A 21431-nucleotide genomic window follows, 5' to 3' on the forward strand; every position below is an offset into this window, starting at 1 on the left:
CTCTTCTTATCGAAGAGGTTTTTTATTTTATTTTATTATAAGAGGGAGAGATTCAAGTGAGTGAAAAACAGAAAAACTATAGACCAGAAACTATCGCGATACATGGGGGTCTTGAAGCAGATCCAGTAACCGGAGCTAGAGCAGTTCCTATCTATCAGTCAAATGCATTCAAATTTAACACAACTGAACATGCAGCAAATCTTTTTGGCTTAAAAGAAAATGGTTATATATATACTCGAATCCACAACCCTACTACTACTGTTTTTGAAGAAAGAGTTGCCCAATTAGAAGGTGGAGTTGGTGCATTAGCAGTTGCAAGTGGAATGGCAGCCATTACGACTTCAATCCTTAACATTGCAGGAGCAGGGGATGAGATTGTATCTGCTTCGACACTATATGGTGGAACGTATAATCTATTTGCTAACACTCTACCTAAATATGGAATTAAGACACATTTAGTAGATCCAAAAAATCCAGAAAATTTCCGTCAAGCCATTACACCAAATACAAAGGCGATCTTTGCTGAGACAATCGGAAACCCAAGCTTGGATATCCTTGATATTGAGGCCGTTGCTAATATTGCTCATGAAGCAGGAATTCCTCTAATTGTTGACAATACATTTGCGACACCATATTTATGTAGACCAATTGAGCATGGAGCAGACATTGTCATCCATTCTGCTACAAAGTGGTTACTAGGAAATGGAACATCCATGGGTGGAATTATTGTAGACGGTGGAAAATTTGATTGGAACTCGTCAAAATTCCCTGGATTTACTACTCCAGATCCAAGCTATCATGATTTAGTCTACGCTGAAGCATTAGGACCAGTAGCCTTTATTATAAAAGCGAGAGTTCAATTACTGCGTGATTTAGGTCCAGCTATTAGCCCTTATAATTCATTCCAATTTAACTTAGGTCTAGAAACATTACATGTTCGTATGAAGGAGCATATTGCAAATACGAAAGAAGTTGTTTCTTATCTGAAAGATCATCCTGGCGTTGAATGGGTATTGTATCCAGGTGAAGAGGACCATCCAAATAAACAACTAGCTGATAAATATTTACCAAAAGGTGCTGGATCCGTAATTGTGTTCGGTATTAAAGGTGGAAGAGAAGCTGGCGAAAAGCTAATCAATAGTGTTGAGCTTTGGTCACATGTTGCAAACGTTGGTGATGCAAAAAGTTTAATTATTCATCCTGCTAGTACTACACACCAACAATTAAGTCCAGAAGATCTAAAGGCATCTGGTGTAACAGAAGATTTAGTTCGCTTATCTGTTGGTATTGAAAATGTTGAAGATATTTTAGAAGATTTGGAGCAAGCGATTAAAGCAGCAAATGGAACAAGTTCAGCTTTATCGGTACCGACTGCATAACTAAAAATCGTTCACAATATTTTCGTTGACACCCCTATATATAGATGATAAGATAACTCTCGTGTTGTTTAAGTACGATAATAAAAGTTAAATAAATCTGATAACTCTTATTTAGAGTGGTGGAGGGATGTGCCCGATGAAACCCAGCAACCGTCAACGTCTGTTGAAAAGGTGCCAATTCACACAAAGCTATGGGCTTTGGGAGATGAGAGGAAGGAATCACTAAATTGTGCCTTTCTGCTCGTTTTTGCAGGAAGGCTTTTATTTTTATAGGCGGGCATATTTAGTATCTTTATTTATTTACATTATCGCATACACTAAACATAGTTTTCTCTGAATAGAAGGTGTGACAACGTGATAACACTAAAAAATGTTAAAAAGATTTATCAAACAAAAACAAATTCTGTAACAGCAGTTAACAATATTGACTTACAGATTAATGAAGGTGAAATTTTCGGGATCATTGGATACAGTGGTGCTGGTAAAAGTTCCCTCATCCGTTTATTGAATGGGCTTGAAACTCCAACAGAAGGGAATATTTCTGTTGCCGGTCATAATATCACTTCCATTAAAGGAAAAGCATTACGTGATGCTCGTAAAGAAATAAGTATGATTTTTCAGCACTTTAACCTATTATGGTCGCGAACAGTTAGGGAAAATATTTCTTTTCCCCTGGAGATTGCAAAAGTGCCAAAACCTAAACGAGAAGAACGCGTTACAGAGCTTATTAAGCTTGTAGGACTTGAAGGGCGAGAAGATGCTTACCCATCACAGCTAAGTGGTGGTCAAAAGCAAAGAGTTGGAATTGCAAGAGCACTTGCTAACAACCCAAAGGTTTTATTATGCGATGAAGCAACATCTGCATTAGACCCGCAAACAACTGACTCTATTTTGGACTTGCTCGTTGATATTAATGAACGTTTAGGATTAACAATCGTATTAATTACCCATGAAATGCATGTGATTCGTAAAATCTGTCATCGCGTTGCAGTTATGGAAAATGGGAAGTTTGTTGAGCAAGGACGAGTGCTTGATGTATTTAAAAAGCCTCAAGCCAACATTACAAAACGCTTCGTCCAGCAAGTGACAGAGCCTGAAGAAACAAAAGAAACGGTTGAGAATTTATTAGATCGTTATCCAAACGGAAAAATGGTACAGCTTAGCTTCGTCGGGGAAGATGCTGAAAAGCCATTAATCACACGATTAATCCGTGATTTTAAGGTGGAAGTGAATATTTTACAAGGGAAAATTTCACAAACCCAAAATGGATCTTATGGAACATTGTTTATTCATCTTGATGGTGATGCTAATGAAGTCACTTCAGCCATCGAATTTATTCGACAACAACGAGTAGAAGCTGAGGTGATTGAAAATGCTTGAACAATTTCAAGAATTACTTAAATGGGAGAAACAGGTTAATGATTATCAAGCACTCAATTGGGGAAACCTTTGGGAAGCAACTTTAGAGACTTTATATATGACCTCAATCTCGGTGCTTGCTACTTTTATTATCGGTTTATTTTTAGGGTTAGTTCTCTTTTTAACAGATAAAGGTAATGCCTGGGAGAATACAGTGGTGAATCGGATTGTATCTGCATTTGTTAATATTTTTCGTTCCATACCATTCATCATCCTGATTGTCCTATTAATACCTTTCACGAAAATTATGATGGGTTCCATGCTAGGGCCAAGTGCTGCATTACCATCTTTGATTATAGGGTCAGCACCGTTCTATGCAAGAATGGTTGAAATTGCTTTGCGTGAAATCGATAAAGGTGTAATTGAAGCATCTCATTCGATGGGAGCTACAAACTCGACAATTATTTTTAAAGTGTTAATTCCTGAATCTTTACCAGCCTTAATTTCTGGGATTACCGTTACGGCGATTTCGTTAGTAAGCTTTACCGCAATGGCCGGTGTTATCGGTGCAGGTGGGTTAGGACATTTTGCCTATTTATATGGATTCCAAAGCAATAAACCAATTATTACATTTATTGCTACAGTTGCAATTCTAATATTGGTATTTATCATTCAATTTGTGGGTGATTTCTTTACAAAACATACAGACAAGAGATAACAGGAGGAAAAACAACAATGAAAAAATTACTTTATGTACTACTATTTGCTCTACTTTCATTTGCCCTAGTTGCTTGTGGCGGAAATGACGACGCTGCTGATGGAGGAGATACTCAAGAAGCAGAAGGAAATAAAAAGCTTGTTGTAGGTGCATCAGCTGTTCCACATGCAGAAGTCCTTGAACAAGCAAAACCTTTATTAAAGGATAAAGGTATTGACCTTGAAATAGAAGTTTTCACAGACTATATTTTACCGAACGTTGCTTTACATGAAAAAGAACTTGATGCAAACTACTTCCAAACACCAGGTTACTTAGATTTACAATTAAAGGACAACCCCGACTTTGATTTTGTAAGTGTTGGAGAAATCCATAAAGAGCCAATAGGAATCTATTCTAAAGAATACAAAAATTTAAATGAGCTACCAGATGGTGCGAAAATTATTATGAGTAACTCTTTTAGTGACCATGGCCGTATCTTACCGATCTTTGAAAGAGAAGGCATTATCAAACTTAAAGAGGGTGTTGGTGACCAAGCAAGAGTTGAAGATATCGTAGACAATCCAAAAAATCTTGATTTTTCTACTTTGATTGAAGCAAAACTTCTTGCTACATCATTTGAAAATGGCGAAGGAGATGCGGTTGTAATCAACACGAACTATGCTCTTGAAGGTGGAGTGAATATTGCAGAAGACGGTATCGCTTTTGAAGGCGATGATGTCGTGCCTGCAAACCTGATCGTTGTTAATAAGGGCGATGAAGGACGCGAAGAAATCAAAGCTTTAGTTGAAGTGTTAAAATCTGAGGAAATTCAAAAGTTTATTGAAGAAAAATACGCTGGTGCTGTTACTGTAGTTGAATAAATAAAAAAGAGGCTTGCCAATTGGTAAGCCTCTTTTCAATTTTTGAATATTATCGAGGAAAACAAAGGAAATGGATTGAATTGTATCTCCAGTGTTCCTAATGTTATTCATTTAGTCAAATAAGGATTGGTAGCTTTAAATACTCCAAAATCACGCTGTTGAGGCAAAAGGTTAAGAGTGATAGCATTAAATATGTGCAAGTAAGCACGATAAAAATCGAAGGGATTGGTCCAATATCAATCAAATCCGTTTGAATTATACGGGCGAAATGGAAAAGGCAATGCATCAGGCACATGGGATTGGATACAAAGATTACTGTCGAAAATTGAAAGAGCGTATGCGGGTCGAGAATAACCGAGAACAGGACTATAAACAAGGTCTAATGATTATTGCTCAAATAGGTAAAATGAACATTTAAATAGATATATTACGTTTGCGAACCCAGTGCCCACCACACTGGGTTTCTATATTATAGAATGAATTATCGGAATCTGTGAAAAATAAACTGAGGATTTGAATACTTACAATTAGATAGCATCCATTCTTCCTTACATATCCTTTAATTTTATGTTATCTTATTGATGGACAAGATTTAACATTTCATCTCATTTGCAACTTATTTTCATTATCTAATAATAGCCACAATACAACAAAACTTATAGTAAAAAAATGTATCACTAGTGGGAATGTGTAAAGGTTGATATCACTTTGAATTTGTTATAAGATTGTAATGAGAATAAAATGAGAATGAAGTTTTGACTTAATGTGTCAATACTATACAAAATATTTTCGTTTAATGGAGGTAGTAGTTATGGCAGGATCAACTTTAGTTATTAAGGATCTTCATGTCGAAATCGAAGGCAAGGAGATTTTAAAAGGGGTTAACCTTGAAATAAAAGGTGGAGAAATTCACGCAATCATGGGACCAAATGGTACTGGTAAGTCAACTTTATCATCTGCAATTATGGGACACCCTAAATATGAGGTAACAAGCGGAAGCATTACTCTTGATGGTGAAGATGTGTTAGAAATGGAAGTTGATGAACGTGCACGCGCTGGTCTTTTCTTAGCGATGCAATATCCAAGTGAAATCAATGGTGTGACAAACGCTGACTTCCTTCGTTCTGCAATTAATGCACGTCGTGAAGAAGGTGATGAAATTTCATTAATGAAATTCATCCGTACAATGGATAAAAATATGGAATACCTAGAAATGGATCCTGACATGGCTCAACGTTATCTAAACGAAGGCTTCTCAGGTGGGGAAAAGAAACGTAATGAAATCCTTCAATTAATGATGCTTGAACCTAAGATTGCAATCCTTGATGAGATTGACTCAGGACTTGATATCGATGCGTTGAAGGTTGTATCTAAAGGAATTAATGAAATGCGCGGAGAAGAGTTTGGTTGCTTAATCATCACTCACTACCAACGCTTACTTAACTATATTACACCAGATAAAGTTCATGTAATGATGCAAGGACGTGTTGTGAAATCAGGTGGACCAGAACTTGCACAACGTCTAGAAGCTGAAGGATATGATTGGATTAAGAAAGAATTAGGAATTGAAGATGAAACTGTAGGTCAAGAAGCGTAAGCGTAAGGAGGATTATTATGACAATCGATACGAAATTACCATTTGATAAAGATTATGTCAGAGGTTTTTCGTCTACTCTTGGTGAACCAAGTTGGCTACAGGAACTTCGCTTACAAGCTCTTGAAAAAGCAGAAGACCTTCCAATGCCAAGACCAGATAAAACAAAAATTGATAAATGGAACTTTACACAATTTGCAAATCATATTGTGGAAAGTGCACCATATAACTCAATTGACGAACTCCCTGAAGAAATTAAATCATTAATTCATGTTGAAGAAGATAAGAATATCTATATTCAACGTGACAACACTCCAGCCTTTATCTCTCTTACAGAAGAAGTAAAAGCAAGTGGTGTTATTTTTACTGATATTCATACAGCTGCTCGTGAACATAGTGATCTTCTTCAAAAGTATTTTATGAAAGAAGCTGTCAAGGTTGATGAACACCGTCTAACTGCGCTGCATGCTGCATTGATTAACGGTGGTGCCTTTGTTTATGTTCCTAAGAATGTAGAAGTATCCGTTCCACTTCATGCTGTATTTATTCAAGAGAATGGTGAGTCTGCACTATTTAACCATGTAATTGTAGTTGCTGAAGATAATAGTTCAGTTACTTATGTTGAAAACTATATTTCAACAACAGATACTGCGAACACAGTTGTAAATATTGTTTCAGAAGTTATTGCAGGCAGCAATGCTAAAGTTACTTACGGTGCTGTTGATGCCTTAGCTACTGGAAACACAACCTATGTAACGCGTCGTGGAGTAATCGGCCGTGACAGTAAAGTTGAATGGGCTCTCGGACTTATGAATGATGGTGATACCATTTCTGAGAATATTACTAACTTAGTTGGAGACGGCTCATATGCTGATACAAAGACCGTTGTTGTAGGTCGAGGCGAGCAAAAACAAAACTTTACGACAAGAATTACTCACCATGGTAAGAATTCTGAAGGTTATATTCTAAAACATGGTGTTATGAAGGACAGCGCAAGCTCTATCTTTAATGGTATTGGGCATATCGAACATGGCGCTTCTAAATCGAATGCTGAACAAGAATCAAGAGTATTGATGCTTAGCGAAAAAGCTCGTGGAGATGCAAATCCAATTTTACTTATTGATGAAGATGATGTAACAGCAGGTCACGCTGCATCTGTTGGTAGGGTTGACCCTGTTCAATTATATTACTTAATGAGCCGTGGTATTCCACAGATGGAAGCAGAGCGCTTAGTTATTCATGGTTTCCTTGCACCGGTTGTAAACCAACTTCCAATCGAAGGAGTTAAGAAACAACTTGTTGAGGTAATTGAAAGGAAAGTAAAATAATGAATATCCAAGATATTCGTTCCATGTTCCCAATCTTAGATCAAGAGGTAAATGGAAATCCGCTTGTCTATTTAGACAGTGCTGCTACATCTCAAAAACCTGTAACTGTAATTGAAACGCTGGATCGCTATTATCGAGAATACAACTCAAATGTTCACCGCGGTGTTCATACCCTAGGTACAAAAGCAACTGATGCATATGAAAATGCCCGTGAAAAAGTTAGAAAGTTTATCAATGCATCTTCTATACAAGAGGTTGTCTTTACTAGGGGAACAACAACAGCAATTAATACAATTGCAGCAAGCTATGGGCGAGATAATCTCAGTGAGGGTGATGAAATTGTCATTACCTATATGGAGCACCATGCCAATATTATTCCTTGGCAACAAATTGCAAAACGTACAGGTGCGAAATTAAAATATATCCCTTTACAAGAGGATGGTTCGATTGATCTCAAGGATGTTGAAGAGATAGTTACGAATCAAACAAAAATTGTTTCAGTAATGATGGTTTCTAACGTTCTTGGTGCAATCAATCCAATTAAAGAAATTGCTGAAATTGCACATCGTAATGGTGCTGTCATGGTTGTAGATGGTGCACAAGCTGCGCCACATTTGAAAATAGATGTGAAAGACCTCGATTGTGACTTCCTAGCTTTTTCTGGCCATAAAATGTGCGGACCTACGGGTATCGGTGTATTATATGGTAAGAAAGCATTGCTAGAAAAAATGGAGCCAGTTGAAACAGGTGGGGAAATGATTGATTTCGTTGACCTATACGAATCAACATGGAAAGAGCTTCCTTGGAAACTAGAAGCTGGAACACCTATTATTGCTGGAGCAATTGGTTTAGGTGCTGCAATCGACTTTTTAGAAGATATTGGTTTAGACAATATTCTTGCGCACGAGCATAAGTTAGCAGCACATGCAATTGAACGATTGTCACAAGTAGAGGGTCTAACTATTTATGGACCTAAGCATCGTGCAGGGGTAGTAACTTTCAATATTGAAGATGTCCATCCACACGATGTTGCAACAGTTCTAGATGCTGAAGGTATTGCTGTAAGAGCCGGTCATCACTGTGCCCAACCACTTATGAAATGGTTGAAGGTATCAGCAACTGCTCGTGCAAGTTTTTACCTCTATAATACAGAAGAAGAAATTGATAAACTAGTTGAAGGACTCATAAAAACAAAGGAGTATTTCAGCAATGGATTCTAAAATAAACCTTGACACCTTGTACCGACAGGTAATAATGGATCATTATAAAAAGCCGAGAAATCGAGGAGTTATCCAAGATGGGGCGTTAACAATTGATATGAATAACCCAACCTGTGGAGACCGCATTCACCTTACGTTAAAAGTAGATAATGGTGTCGTTCAAGATGCTAAATTCGATGGAGAAGGTTGTTCCATTTCAATGTCATCTGCTTCAATGATGACTCAAGCGATTAAAGGCAGTAAAATTGAAGATGCATTAAAAATGTCACAAATCTTCTCAGAAATGATGCTAGGAAAAGACTATGATGATAGCATTGATTTAGGAGACATTGAAGCACTTCAGGGCGTTTCAAAATTCCCCGCACGCATTAAATGTGCAACATTAGCATGGAAGGCAATGGAAAAGGGATTTAAGAGCGAACAAAATGAATCGTGAGTGATTTTTCATAGCATTTTGCTATGAGGATACCTCACATAGAATGGAGTGAAGTAGAATGGCAAAGAAAATGCCTGAAATTGGCGATTATAAATATGGCTTTGCAGATAAAGACGTTTCCATCTTCCGTTCAGAACGTGGTTTAACAAAGGAAATTGTTGAAGAAATCTCACGCATGAAAGAAGAGCCTCAGTGGATGTTAGATTTCCGTCTTAAATCCTTAGAGCATTTTTACAAAATGCCTATGCCACAATGGGGTGGAGACCTTAATAGCTTAAACTTTGATGAAATTACGTATTACGTAAAACCATCCGAGAAATCCGAAAAGTCATGGGATGAAGTTCCTGAAGAAATCAAAGCAACTTTTGATAAGTTAGGTATTCCTGAAGCTGAACAAAAATATCTTGCGGGTGTTTCTGCTCAGTACGAATCAGAGGTTGTATACCATAATATGAAGGAAGACCTTGAAGAACTAGGAATCGTATTTAAGGATACAGATTCAGCTCTTAAAGAGAATGAAGATATTTTCCGTGAGCACTGGGCAAAGGTAATTCCTCCAACTGACAATAAGTTCGCAGCATTGAACTCAGCTGTTTGGTCTGGTGGATCATTTATCTATGTACCACCAGGTGTAAAGGTTGATACACCACTACAAGCTTATTTCCGTATCAACTCTGAAAACATGGGTCAATTCGAGCGTACTTTAATCATTGTTGATGAGGGTGCAAGCGTACATTATGTTGAAGGATGTACGGCTCCTGTTTATACAACAAACTCACTACACAGTGCAGTTGTTGAAATCATCATTAAGAAAGATGCGTACTGCCGTTATACAACCATTCAAAACTGGGCTAACAACGTGTATAACCTTGTTACCAAGCGTGCAGTTTGTGATGCGAATGCAACAATGGAATGGATCGATGGTAACATTGGTTCAAAATTAACAATGAAATATCCAGCTGTTATCCTTCGCGGTGAAGGAGCTCGTGGTATGACTCTTTCCATTGCAATTGCTGGTAAAGGTCAACACCAGGATGCAGGTGCGAAAATGACTCACCTTGCTCCAAATACGTCTTCTACTATCGTATCGAAGTCTATTGCTAAACACGGTGGTAAAGTAACATACCGTGGTATTGTACACTTCGGACGTAGAGCACATGGCGCACGTTCTAATATCGAATGTGATACGTTAATCATGGATAATCAGTCTACTTCTGATACAATTCCTTATAATGAAATTTTAAATGACAATATTTCATTAGAGCATGAAGCTAAGGTATCGAAAGTATCTGAAGAACAATTATTCTATCTAATGAGCCGTGGTATTTCTGAGCAAGAAGCTACAGAAATGATTGTAATGGGCTTTATCGAGCCATTTACAAAAGAACTTCCAATGGAATACGCAGTTGAAATGAACCGCTTGATCAAGTTCGAAATGGAAGGTTCTATCGGTTAATAAGAACACTTGTAATAACTCGTTTGAGATTCTCTCAAGCGAGTTATTTTTGTACATAATAGTAGTATTAGGAGGTGACCCCATGATCTATATTGGTGTAACAGGCTGGGGGGACCATGACAGTCTATATTCAGCTGGAACTACAGCAGGTGATAAACTAAAAGAATATGCTGGTCATTTTCCAATCGTCGAGGTGGATGCGTCTTTCTATGCCATTCAGCCTAAACGTAATGTGGAAAAATGGTTGAAAGATACACCTGAATCTTTTCAATTCATTGTTAAAGCTTATCAAGGGATGACAGGTCATCAACGTGGGGAGATTCCATTTGAATTAAAGGAAGACATGTTTGATGCTTTTCGTTTGTCACTTGAACCTTATCAACAAGCAAATAAGCTCGCCATGGTTTTATTTCAATTTCCACCATGGTATGATTGTAAACGTGAAAATGTAGACTACTTAAGGTGGTGCAAGCAGCAGATGGGAGAAATTCCTGTAGCCCTTGAATTCCGCCACCAATCATGGTTTTCACCACAACTAAAACAACAAACATTACAATTTATGGAACAGGAAGGCTGGATTCATAGTATTTGTGATGAGCCACAGGCAGGCCAAGGGTCAATACCGACAGTACTCCATCCAACCCATCAACTAAAAACGCTCGTACGTTTCCATGGTAGAAACGTTCATGGCTGGACAAAGCCAAAAGAAGGCGATTGGCGTGATGTTCGTTATTTATATAAGTATAATAAAGAAGAGCTAGAAGAATGGATTCACCATGTTCAGGAACTTAATCAAAATAGTGAAACCATCTACGTATTGTTTAATAACAACTCAGGTGGAGATGCAGCAGACAATGCTAAGCAATTTATCGATATGCTCGGAATCGAATATCATGGGCTAGCCCCGAGGCAATTAGACTTTTTTAGTTAGTACAAGCTATAAGCATATTTTAGAATACATACATAAGTGAAATACCTAAAGTGGAAACTCCACAGCATTTTATACAGGCAAAAAGGAGGTGTAGGGATTGATTGAAACCGTACATATTTATCATACAAACGATCTCCATAGCCATTTTGACCGATGGCCTAAAATTACAAAATATATCACAGAAATGAGAAATCTGCATCAAGCAAACAATGAGGAAATGCTCTTAATCGATATTGGTGACCACATTGATCGCTTTCATCCAATTTCTGAAGCATCCCATGGCAAAATGAATGTGCAGCTCTTAAACCAGCTTGAATACGATTATGCTACTATCGGTAACAACGAAGGGATTACGATGTCTTATGAACATCTGGATTCTTTATATGATGACGCAGAATTTAAGGTGTTGCTTGCAAATCTATTCGACCGAGATGGGAAGCTACCTAACTGGGCCGATCCCTACCATATTCATGTCTTGCCAAGTGGGTTTAGGATTGGAATCATCGGTTTAACGGTTCATTATATTGGGCTTTATAAGCTGCTCGGCTGGAATGTCAAAGACCCTTTGGCTATCCTTCAAGAGACAATCAATGAATTAAAAGACAAAACAGATATGATTCTTTTAATGTCCCATTTAGGAATCAATGAGGATGAGCAAATTGCAAGAGATTTCCCAGATGTTGACGTGCTACTTGGTGGCCACACACATCATCTTTTAGAAAATGGAAAGAGAATCAATAACACACTTTTATGCTGTGCGCAAAAATACGGGAATTATATCGGACATGTTACTCTTAAAATTGATACTGAAGAAAAAAGGCTTATTGAAAGTGCTGCAAATGTAATCCCTACAAAATCACTGTCAGAAAGTAAGGAAACAACTGAAATTCTTTCAGAGTACATGGCAAAAAGTATACACACCTTACAACATGATGTTGTTGCTGAGATTGAACAACCACTTCAAAGTGATTGGTTTGCGGAAACCTCATTTTCCAAGCTTTTAGCTGAGGTACTCCGCGAATGGTGTGAAGGAGACATATCAATGGTGAACGCAGGGCTATTGCTTGACTCGCTTCCAACAGGAATGGTAACAAGAGAAGACTTGCATCGAATTTGCCCTCATCCTATTAATCCATGTAAGGTCTGGGTTAAGGGTGATGAACTGAAGGAAATTATTTTACAGGCAAACACGAAGGAAATGGAAAATCTCAGAATTAAAGGTCTAGGCTTCCGTGGAGAGGTAATGGGCAAAATGGTATATGACGGGGTAGAGCATAACACTTCAAAGCTTTCGGATGGATTAGACCATATTACCGATATTAAAATCAATGGGGAGGACCTTGATCCAGACAAAACGTATTCAATCGCCACGATTGATATGTTCACATTCGGATCACTTTTTCCTGTCATACGGGATGCTAAGGATAAAAAATACTATATGCCAGAATTCTTACGAGACCTTTTAGCTGAAAAATTAAAAAGCAATCAGCAAAACGTTCTAAAGATACGTAGTCAAAAGGACTAGAAAAAGATAGGTCTATGACTATCACTATTTCAAACACATATCACTTTCCCGTTACATAAATTAGTTAGGGAAAGGAGTGTGCTAGGAATGGTCTCAATGACACCAATAGTAATTGATAATCATCAATTTACAGCCATTACCGTTAACCTACCTAAAACAAATTTTATGGCAGTCACAAATGAAAATGGCTATATTATGTGTGGAGCTCTCGATGTTGCACTGTTGAATGAAAAACTTAAAGAACGAGGCATTATTGCTGGTAGGGCAGTTGGTGTTCGTACAATCGAGCAATTACTGGATGCCCCTCTTGAATCAATTACAATTGAAGCCGAAAATCGAGGCATTACAGTAGGTATGAAAGGCAAAGACGCCCTACTAAAGATGATCTAATATTAACCTGAGAAGGTATACCATATAAAAGTACGTGGCATCACTTAAATGTTGTCGAACAAAATAGTTATCGTACATCCCCCCTTACTTGCATACACATAGCTTGTAAGGGGGGATTTTCGTTTGGGAAAGTACAGAGCTCGTCTACAACCAAGAAGGAAAGGGCCCTTGCCTTTCCGTTACGTCTTTTTATTAACATTTGTCTTTTTTATTCTCTCAACTGTTATTGGTTTATTCATTATTAACAAAGCGATAGAGCCTGCTCTTATGGCATATGCTGAAAATGAAACGAAGAAGGTTGCTGCCACAGTTATTAAAAATGCTATTAATCAACAATTAAATGAGGAAGAATTGGTCCAAGAGGATTTGAGTATTGTGCAAACGGATGAAAATGGGAAAGTGATTAGCTACAATACGCAGGTCGTCAACAAAATGGCGACAAAGACCCTCGGAAATATTGAACGATACTTAAAATATGTAAATGAAGGTGAAGTTAACAAACTTGAATATCCTGATTTAGAAATTGAGACAGATGATGCCAGTGGACAAACGGGCTTTGTTTTTAAGGTACCCCTTGGGGAAGCAACAAATAATGCCCTTTTAGGAAACTTAGGTCCGGAAATACCGATTCGTTTTCATATGATTGGATTTGGGGAAACAACGCCACAAGGAAGAATTGACGAGTGGGGGATTAATAATGGGTGGTTTCAATATAATGTTCTTGCGACAGTGACGATGCAGGTTATTTTACCTTTCTCAACAGGAGAGGTTGAAATTGAAACCATTATCCCGGTTATCAATCAAAACATTTTACATGATGTTCCAGATTTCTACAATAATGGTGGGGAATCATCTCCTTCTATAGAGATACCGACAAATTAGAAAAAAATACTATACTAGAATAGTTGAATCAAAGCGGAAAATCGTATATACTAGCGAAGGAATTAATAAATGAATACACCACCTTATCGGATCGATGGGGTAGAGGTGCGGAAAATAAGAGTAAACTATGTGAGGATGACAACGTAGATCATAGTTGAAAGGATTTTTTGCCGAAGCAAAAATAAACTCGTCAATGTTATTTTTGTTGGGGTTGCCTTGAAAAAGGGTAACACTGTCATTATAGAAATGATCTATAATGGAGGGCTACTGATCGTGATGGAGGATAACATAACATTACAAAAGAGTAATGATAGTTATTTTCTATCATACTCTCTTTTTGTCTTCTAAAGAGTATCTTCTTTCACCACGCCCTCCATAAAAATACTTGGAGGAATCATATCATGTCTGGAACAATATATTCAATTATCCCACCAATCATTGCACTTCTCATGGTTATATTAACAAGAAGAGTTCTACTATCACTTGGAGTCGGCATTCTATCGGCGGCATTCGTATTACATGGAAATGTACTCAAGAATGAAGGAGTCGGAGCTTGGCTGCAAGACGTTTTACTCACAATCTGGAATAGCATTAAAGGAGTCTTCGTTTCAGAAGGCGCACTTAATACATGGAATGTATATATTATTTTATTTTTATTCCTATTAGGAGTTATTACTGCCTTTATCTCCATTTCTGGCGGTAGTCGTGCCTTTGGCGAATGGGCCCAAACAAAAGTTAGAACAAGAACGGGTGCACAGCTTTTAGCTGCTTTTTTAGGTATTATTATTTTTATTGATGATTATTTTAATGCTCTGGCTGTTGGACAAGTAAGTAGACCCATTACAGACCGAAATAAGGTTTCACGTGCAAAGCTAGCCTATATTATTGATTCAACATCCGCACCAATTTGTGTTGTCTCACCCATTTCTAGCTGGGGTGCTTATATTATTGCGATCTTGGCACCTATTTTAGTCACACATGGTGTAGCGGAGTATTCACCTTTATCTGCATTTATTCAAATGATTCCGTTAAACCTCTATGTATTAGTTTCGATTTTAATGGTAATAGCTGTAGCCATTTTTAATATTAATTTTGGTAGTATGAAAACCCACGAAAACCGTGCATTAACAACAGGGGAGGTAACAGATCCTGAAAAACCGGTATTAGGGGAATTAAAACAGGAATTACCTCAAAGTGAGAAAGGTACTGTCGGTGATTTAGTTTGGCCGATTATTGCATTAGTTGTCGGTACGGTTGGCTCGTTATTATGGACAGGCTACAAAGCTTCAGAAGGCGATATAACCATTTTTACGATTTTTGAAAATACTAATGTAACAGGTTCGCTATTATCCGGTGGAATCCTAGGTATTCTTGTTACACTTATTTTGTTCTTTGTTCAGGTTTATGCAAAAAAAGCTTTGAACATTGGTCTCCTTCCTAAAGGTATTGTTGAAGGGATAAAATCAATGCTCCCAGCTGTATACATTTTACTATTTGCTTGGGTAATTGTTGACTTGATTGGACAAATTGAAACAGGTAAATATCTAGCGAGCCTTGTAGAAAGGTCCAATTTAAATATTGCATTTTTACCGGTCATTTTATTCATTGTAGCAGGCTTTATGGCGTTTGCGACTGGGACGTCATGGGGAACCTTTGGGATGATGCTTCCGATTGCAGGAGACATTGCAGCGGCATCTGATATTAATTTATTACTTCCGGCTTTAGCTGCTGTCTTAGCGGGATCCGTGTTTGGTGATCATTGCTCACCAATATCAGATACAACTATTCTGTCCTCTACTGGAGCGGGAAGCCATCATATTGATCATGTAATGACTCAGCTACCCTATGCCATCACTTCTGCCGTTATCGCTGTAATCGGATATATAGTACTAGGTCTAACAGGCAGTACCCTATTAGGAGTGCTTACTACCTTAGTATTATTTGTTATTTTTGTTCTCACTATGAAAAACAGACAAAACGCATAGAATTACTATTCAAATGTTAACAATCGAACTTAACTAGTATATAAGAGACAGAGGGAATTAGAACCTTTGTCTCTTTTATTTTAAAAGTAAATTTCATTTTAAAATAACTTTTGACATAGAGATAAAGACTGGCTATACTAATAAATAGATTATAGAAAATAATCTGAAAATATAAAAATTTCCAACTTGTGTCTAGTGCTAAAGGTATAATACGGTAATGGACTAAAGTAGGAAAGGGGAGGTTTGTTTATGGATAATCGTCCACAGTGGGGGACACGGGCAGGATTCGTAATGGCTGCAATCGGTTCTGCGGTTGGTTTAGGTAATATATGGAGATTTCCATATGTTGCTTACGAAAATGGAGGAGGCGCGTTCTTTCTACCGTACCTATTTGCGATTTTAACAGCTGGAATACCAATCCTAATTCTAGAATTCACAATCGGACAAAAGTTTAGAGGATCAGCACCTTTGTCATTTTTCCGTTTAAATAAAAAGTTAGAATGGCTCGGGTGGTGGCAGGTACTAATTTCTTTCGTAATTGCGACCTATTATGCAGTCATTATCGCATGGGCAATTTCGTATACATTCTTTTCATTTAATAAAGCGTGGGGAGAAGATACAGGAGGATTCCTATTCTCTAAATACTTGCATTTAGCTGAAACTCCAGGTGATGTAGGAGCACCAGTACTTGGTGTTTTTGGACCTTTAGTCGTTGTGTGGGCAATTACACTATTTATCCTATTTAAAGGCGTGAAAAAGGGGATTGAAAAAGCGAATAAAATTTTCATTCCTACACTATTAGTTATTTTTACGATTATCGTTATTCGAGCAGTAACACTTGAAGGAGCAAGTACAGGACTAAATTCATTCTTCCAACCTAACTGGGATAAGATTATGTCTGGAGAGGTTTGGGTTGCGGCATACGGACACATTTTCTTTAGTTTATCAATTGGTTTTGCAATTATGATTACTTATGCAAGTTATTTACCTAAGAAGTCCGATGTAGTAAACAATGCATTTATTACTGGTTTTGCGAACTCAGGTTTTGAACTTTTAGCTGGTATCGGGGTATTCGCTGCACTAGGCTTTATGGCAGCACAAGCGAATGTACCTGTAGAAGAAGTAGCAAGTGCGGGTGTTGGTCTAGCATTTGCGGTCTTCCCGCAAATTATTAACCAAATGCCATTTGGCGAATTTTTCGGAGCGCTTTTCTTCTTATCGTTAGTATTTGCCGGATTAACATCACTTATTTCGATTTGTGAAGTGTTCATTGCAGCAGTTCAAGATAAGTTTAATCTAACTCGTAACAAGGCAGTCATATATGGTGCAGGGCTAGCATCACTTATTTCAATTCTATACTCTACAAATGGAGGCTTATACTTCCTAGATGTAGTTGACTACTTCATTAACCAATTTGGTATTGCTGTTGCCGGATTAGTTGAAGTAATACTTATTGCTTGGGTATTCAAGCAAATGAATCCATTACAAGCGCACGCAAATGCAATATCCGATATTCGTGCAGGTGGTTGGTGGAAGATTTGTTTAGGCGTAATCACACCAGTCGTTTTAGGATATATGATGTTTGACTTATTCAAACAAAATATCCTACAACAATTTGATAATGCAACTGGTAACTATGAAGGGTATGCAACTTCATTTATACTCTTCCCAGGTGTTTTCATTGCAGCAGGAGTTATTATATTAGGGATCGTATTCTCACTAAAAAAATGGAGTAATGAGGCGTTAAATGACAACTATTCTTCTAGTAGTGACAAGGAGGTAGGACTATGACCGGTGGTGCAATTGCTATGATGGTTATTGGAATGGTCATTTTATGGGGAGGTCTAGTAGCAAGTATTGCACATGCTGCAAAAAAGGCTAAACAAGCGAAACAAGGTTAAAGAAATAAATATAAAAAGAGGGTCATAATAGAACGGAAAAAGGCTGTGGTAAAAATACCACAGCCTTTTATTTTATTTACGTTTCCTTGCTTGTCTTTCTGATCGTTCCCAAGCCCGTAGATGTGGATACGGATCAAAGGACCATTCCGTATATCCATTGTCTTTGTACATTCCGTAGTGAAGATGTGGAGGGAACTTTCCGGCAGTGCCTGGTGGTCCATAGCCAGAACTTCCAACAGAGCCAATCACTGTACCGGGCTCAACAACCTGACCGATTGCAATATCCTTTGCAAATCCATTTAAATGAGCAAAGTAATGATACGTATTATTCACATCGCGGATTCCGATACGCCACCCACCAAATCGGTTCCAACCTTTCATTTCGATGATGCCATATGAGGTTGCCCTTACTGGTGTTCCGTAGCTTGCAAAGATGTCAGTGCCTTCATGCATTCTACGACCTCCCCAGCCACGCGCATCTCCCCATGTATTCTTATAGCTATGATTATAGCCAAGAGGAACCGGAAAGGCGTGTTTATCTAGATCAAGTGTGCCATATGCTGAATAGATTTTAGCGATTCCCGTAATTAGTGAAACGGATTTATCCCGTTTGTAATAATCCCATAAACCAATCTTGATATTATCAGGGTCAGTTCCGTAAGCTAAAATTTGTTCTGAAATTGTAAGTAGGATATCCTCATCATTTGTTTGATCAGCAACACCATCCCCGTTGCCATCAAGTCCAATTCCTCCAAATAGCTGAATGCTATATGGATTCGAATCATTTGGATTGGGGTTTAAAGCCCCCGCCCAAGCCTCGGGTTTAATATAAATTCCAATTAACCCTGTTTCTTTCGGAATATCCTTTCGGGAACGACGGATGCTTCTTTCATACTGGTCAATAGCAGCATAATAGTACCATGGAATCTGTGTTACTGTTTCCATCTTTGTATAGAGGTTCATTCGTTCCTGAAAAATTTTTTGTTGATCCTCATTTGCACTTGCATCCAAAGGCATACACGTAAAAAGTAAGCAAATAACAACTACTATACCAAGTTTTCTGTTCACGCATGCAAATCTCCTTTCACTAAAATAACACAAGGATGTATGTTTCTTAAAGGCATCTATAGGTACTTAATAGACGAATTTGTCTAGTTGGAATTAAATAAAAAGAAGTACTCTTCCCTGTTAGTTTGTTAAATCATTTCATTTTCATAATCACTAATTGTTGGAAGCTAAAAAATACAAATAAATCGAATACTTGGATTCTTAAAGAAGTTAGGAGTATAATAGGGATAGCCTTTGCAATGGAGTGATGAAGTATGTCAAAAAAACAAGAATATCTTCGAAAGCCGGAATGGCTAAAAATAAAACTGAATACGAATGAGAGCTACACAGGCTTAAAGAAAATGATGAGAGAAAAACAATTACATACCGTTTGTGAGGAAGCAAAATGTCCTAATATTCATGAATGCTGGGCTGTAAGGAAAACAGCTACTTTTATGATTCTTGGGGATACTTGCACTCGCGCTTGTCGTTTCTGTGCGGTTAAGACTGGACTTCCAAATGAACTGGATTGGGCAGAACCAGAGCGTGTAGCTGATTCTGTCGCAATGATGGGATTAAAGCATGTTGTTATTACAACAGTTGCTCGTGACGATTTGAAGGACGGGGGAGCTGCGGTATTTGCAGAAACCGTTCGTGCAATTCGTAAAAAGAATCCATTTACATCAATCGAAGTGCTACCATCTGATATGGGTGGAGTGTACGAAAACTTAAAAACCTTAATGGATGCAAAGCCCGATATTATGAACCATAATATTGAAACGGTTCGCCGTTTATCTGACCGTGTTCGTGCACGTGCGAAATATGAACGTTCACTTGAATTTTTACGTCGTGCAAAAGAAATGAATGCAGACATCCCAACAAAATCAAGTATCATGATCGGTCTTGGCGAAACGAAGGAAGAAATCATTGAAACAATGGACGACCTTCGAGCAAACGATGTAGATATCATCACAATTGGTCAATATTTACAACCTACGAAAAAGCATTTGAAAGTTGAAAAATACTATCATCCAGATGAATTTGCGGAATTAAAAGAGATTGCATTAAGTAAAGGCTTCAGTCATTGTGAAGCTGGCCCTCTTGTACGTTCTTCTTATCATGCAGATGAACAAGTAAACGCAGCAAAATCAAATCAACAAGTTAAGCAAGCATAAAAAAAAAGGGGGAAATCCCCTTTTTTTTAGTGCGTTCCTTTTTGCAATAATTCTCTTCCGTCATCTCGCTTTTGGTCTTCATTCCCTTTATTATCGGTTGTGCGATCAATTTCAGGGTTGAATTCCATTTTTCCATCTTTATTGTTGATACTAGGGTTTTGAAGGAAGTCTTGGTTTTCCCTTGCCCGACGTTCATACTCAGGGTTTAAGCCACCTTCCATTTCCCCATTTTCATTTTCACCATCGCTTACTTTATATCCTTGTGGAGATTTAATCATTTGTTGAATAGTAGATGTAATAATTTGATCGACATTTCGACTATCTGAGTCAAGTCTGCCGAATCGTTCAATTTGGTTCATCATGTCAGGATTATCCGAAACGTATACATGGAAATACCTCGGAACAACTGACAATGCGGAACGTTTTACCTGGTCTGCCGTTAACATACGATCTTTAGAATCCGTATCATATGCAACAAGGACCTCTTCATCCGTTACAAGCGTACCAACATCTTTGACGTTCGGAATGTTTGTACAGATTTTACTGATTAAATCTGCTACTTTTTCCCTGTCCATGGTTGGTAAATCACTGTATACATTCACACGGCCAGGGACTGGATTTTTTTGATGACGAACATAGCCAAAGTTCGTCATTTCTTTACCATCGTTTTTTACGCCTTTCGCATTGTAAAGCTCATTTTGGTCAGTTCGATATATTGTATTTCCACTTTCATGGTAGACTCCTGCATTGTCGTCAGAAGTACCGCAACCTGTTAAAGCAGTTAAGGCAATTAAGCCTGAGATGATTGTGTATTTTTTCAATCTTGACACCCCCTCAGTTGTAGGGTGACCAATTCAACAAAAATTTCGCATAGTAATTGATGGATTGATTGGCTATAATGGATATATAGTGAACATCCTCTAGTATGGGGTACGAGGTGATTAAAGTGATTAGCATAGGTAACACTACATATGAGCTTATTGATGAGCTAAAAGATGGATTTAATGAAGAAGCTTTTCGTGCGAGATACAGTGATATCTTAGCGAAGTATGATTATATAGTTGGGGACTGGGGATATGAACAGCTTCGCTTAAAAGGTTTTTTTGATGATAAAAACCAAAAAGCGTCATTTGATACAAAAATAAGTACCCTTTCTGAATATTTATACGAATATTGCAATTTCGGTTGCGCCTATTTTGTCTTAAAAAAGGTAAAAAAATAAAGTACAGGCTAACTTATCTGCCT

Annotated in this window: 20 protein-coding genes, 1 pseudogene and 2 riboswitches; of the genes and pseudogenes, 19 read left to right on the forward strand and 2 right to left on the reverse strand. The window is 37.8% G+C overall.

Annotated features, from left to right (window positions below; translation table 11 throughout):
* Positions 1-56 precede the first annotated feature (56 nt).
* From ACFSFW_RS08740 to ACFSFW_RS08815, 17 genes are all read left to right on the forward strand, one after another.
* Positions 57-1379: an O-acetylhomoserine aminocarboxypropyltransferase/cysteine synthase family protein gene (locus tag ACFSFW_RS08740; RefSeq protein WP_304216015.1), complete on the forward strand. Its 1323-nt coding sequence runs from the start codon at positions 57-59 to the stop codon at positions 1377-1379.
* Between the two features lie 104 nt (positions 1380-1483).
* A riboswitch (SAM riboswitch) is annotated at positions 1484-1591 on the forward strand.
* A gap of 142 nt (positions 1592-1733) precedes the next feature.
* The gene (locus ACFSFW_RS08745; protein ID WP_304216014.1) at positions 1734-2759 is read left to right on the forward strand and encodes a methionine ABC transporter ATP-binding protein; all 1026 of its coding nucleotides are present in this window, start codon (positions 1734-1736) and stop codon (positions 2757-2759) included.
* Between the two features lie 97 nt (positions 2760-2856).
* Complete coding sequence (locus tag ACFSFW_RS08750) at positions 2857-3456, forward strand: methionine ABC transporter permease (protein ID WP_257215730.1); 600 nt, start codon at positions 2857-2859, stop codon at positions 3454-3456.
* 17 nt (positions 3457-3473) lie between these two features.
* On the forward strand, positions 3474-4316 hold the full coding sequence (locus tag ACFSFW_RS08755; RefSeq protein WP_388037276.1) for a MetQ/NlpA family ABC transporter substrate-binding protein: 843 nt from the start codon (positions 3474-3476) through the stop codon (positions 4314-4316).
* A 280-nt stretch (positions 4317-4596) separates the two neighbouring features.
* Entirely contained in the window at positions 4597-4734 is a 138-nt protein-coding gene (locus tag ACFSFW_RS24250; protein ID WP_465253934.1) for a YuzK family famiily protein, read from the forward strand.
* Between the two features lie 393 nt (positions 4735-5127).
* The gene (gene sufC, locus ACFSFW_RS08760) at positions 5128-5913 is read left to right on the forward strand and encodes a Fe-S cluster assembly ATPase SufC (RefSeq protein WP_099361713.1); all 786 of its coding nucleotides are present in this window, start codon (positions 5128-5130) and stop codon (positions 5911-5913) included.
* 17 nt (positions 5914-5930) lie between these two features.
* Positions 5931-7238, forward strand: coding sequence for a Fe-S cluster assembly protein SufD (gene sufD / locus ACFSFW_RS08765; RefSeq protein WP_304216011.1), 1308 nt, complete (start codon positions 5931-5933; stop codon positions 7236-7238).
* Positions 7238-8458, forward strand: a complete 1221-nt coding sequence (locus ACFSFW_RS08770; protein ID WP_304216010.1) for a cysteine desulfurase — start codon at positions 7238-7240, stop codon at positions 8456-8458. Before sufD ends, ACFSFW_RS08770 begins: the two co-directional genes overlap by 1 nt.
* The gene (gene sufU, locus ACFSFW_RS08775; protein WP_388037281.1) at positions 8448-8894 is read left to right on the forward strand and encodes a Fe-S cluster assembly sulfur transfer protein SufU; all 447 of its coding nucleotides are present in this window, start codon (positions 8448-8450) and stop codon (positions 8892-8894) included. The genes ACFSFW_RS08770 and sufU overlap by 11 nt, the downstream gene beginning before the upstream one ends.
* A 58-nt stretch (positions 8895-8952) precedes the next feature.
* Entirely contained in the window at positions 8953-10350 is a 1398-nt protein-coding gene (sufB, locus tag ACFSFW_RS08780) for a Fe-S cluster assembly protein SufB (RefSeq protein ID WP_304216009.1), read from the forward strand.
* Positions 10351-10432: 82 nt separating this feature from the next.
* Positions 10433-11281: a DUF72 domain-containing protein gene (locus tag ACFSFW_RS08785; protein WP_304216008.1), complete on the forward strand. Its 849-nt coding sequence runs from the start codon at positions 10433-10435 to the stop codon at positions 11279-11281.
* 97 nt (positions 11282-11378) lie between these two features.
* Complete coding sequence (locus tag ACFSFW_RS08790; RefSeq protein WP_388037285.1) at positions 11379-12806, forward strand: bifunctional metallophosphatase/5'-nucleotidase; 1428 nt, start codon at positions 11379-11381, stop codon at positions 12804-12806.
* An 87-nt stretch (positions 12807-12893) separates the two neighbouring features.
* The gene (locus ACFSFW_RS08795) at positions 12894-13196 is read left to right on the forward strand and encodes a YunC family protein (RefSeq protein WP_304216006.1); all 303 of its coding nucleotides are present in this window, start codon (positions 12894-12896) and stop codon (positions 13194-13196) included.
* A gap of 123 nt (positions 13197-13319) precedes the next feature.
* A complete protein-coding gene (gene yunB / locus ACFSFW_RS08800; RefSeq protein WP_388037289.1) occupies positions 13320-14078 on the forward strand; it encodes a sporulation protein YunB in 759 nt (252 codons plus the stop codon).
* A gap of 92 nt (positions 14079-14170) precedes the next feature.
* A riboswitch (Lysine riboswitch) is annotated at positions 14171-14353 on the forward strand.
* A 126-nt stretch (positions 14354-14479) separates the two neighbouring features.
* Positions 14480-16063, forward strand: coding sequence for a Na+/H+ antiporter NhaC family protein (locus ACFSFW_RS08805; protein ID WP_388037292.1), 1584 nt, complete (start codon positions 14480-14482; stop codon positions 16061-16063).
* 249 nt (positions 16064-16312) lie between these two features.
* Positions 16313-17854, forward strand: a complete 1542-nt coding sequence (locus ACFSFW_RS08810) for a sodium-dependent transporter (protein ID WP_304216004.1) — start codon at positions 16313-16315, stop codon at positions 17852-17854.
* Entirely contained in the window at positions 17851-17964 is a 114-nt protein-coding gene (locus tag ACFSFW_RS08815) for a methionine/alanine import family NSS transporter small subunit (RefSeq protein ID WP_142354001.1), read from the forward strand. The genes ACFSFW_RS08810 and ACFSFW_RS08815 overlap by 4 nt, the downstream gene beginning before the upstream one ends.
* Positions 17965-18036: 72 nt before the next feature.
* Here ACFSFW_RS08815 and ACFSFW_RS08820 read toward each other — a convergent pair whose 3' ends face one another.
* Positions 18037-19032, reverse strand: coding sequence for a M23 family metallopeptidase (locus ACFSFW_RS08820; RefSeq protein ID WP_388037297.1), 996 nt, complete (start codon positions 19030-19032; stop codon positions 18037-18039).
* A 254-nt stretch (positions 19033-19286) separates the two neighbouring features.
* On the opposite strand from ACFSFW_RS08820, the gene lipA reads away from it, so the two are divergent.
* Entirely contained in the window at positions 19287-20186 is a 900-nt protein-coding gene (gene lipA / locus ACFSFW_RS08825) for a lipoyl synthase (protein WP_099352670.1), read from the forward strand.
* Positions 20187-20362: 176 nt separating this feature from the next.
* Here the strand turns inward: lipA and ACFSFW_RS08830 are convergent.
* A pseudogene (locus ACFSFW_RS08830) lies at positions 20363-21007 on the reverse strand (YhcN/YlaJ family sporulation lipoprotein); the annotation flags it as partial.
* Positions 21008-21132: 125 nt separating this feature from the next.
* Between ACFSFW_RS08830 and ACFSFW_RS08835 the strand changes: the two are divergent.
* Positions 21133-21408, forward strand: a complete 276-nt coding sequence (locus tag ACFSFW_RS08835; protein ID WP_099352671.1) for a YutD family protein — start codon at positions 21133-21135, stop codon at positions 21406-21408.
* Positions 21409-21431 lie beyond the last annotated feature (23 nt).

The organism is Ferdinandcohnia salidurans (assembly GCF_042680725.1).
Taxonomy (GTDB): domain Bacteria; phylum Bacillota; class Bacilli; order Bacillales; family Bacillaceae_L; genus Ferdinandcohnia; species Ferdinandcohnia salidurans.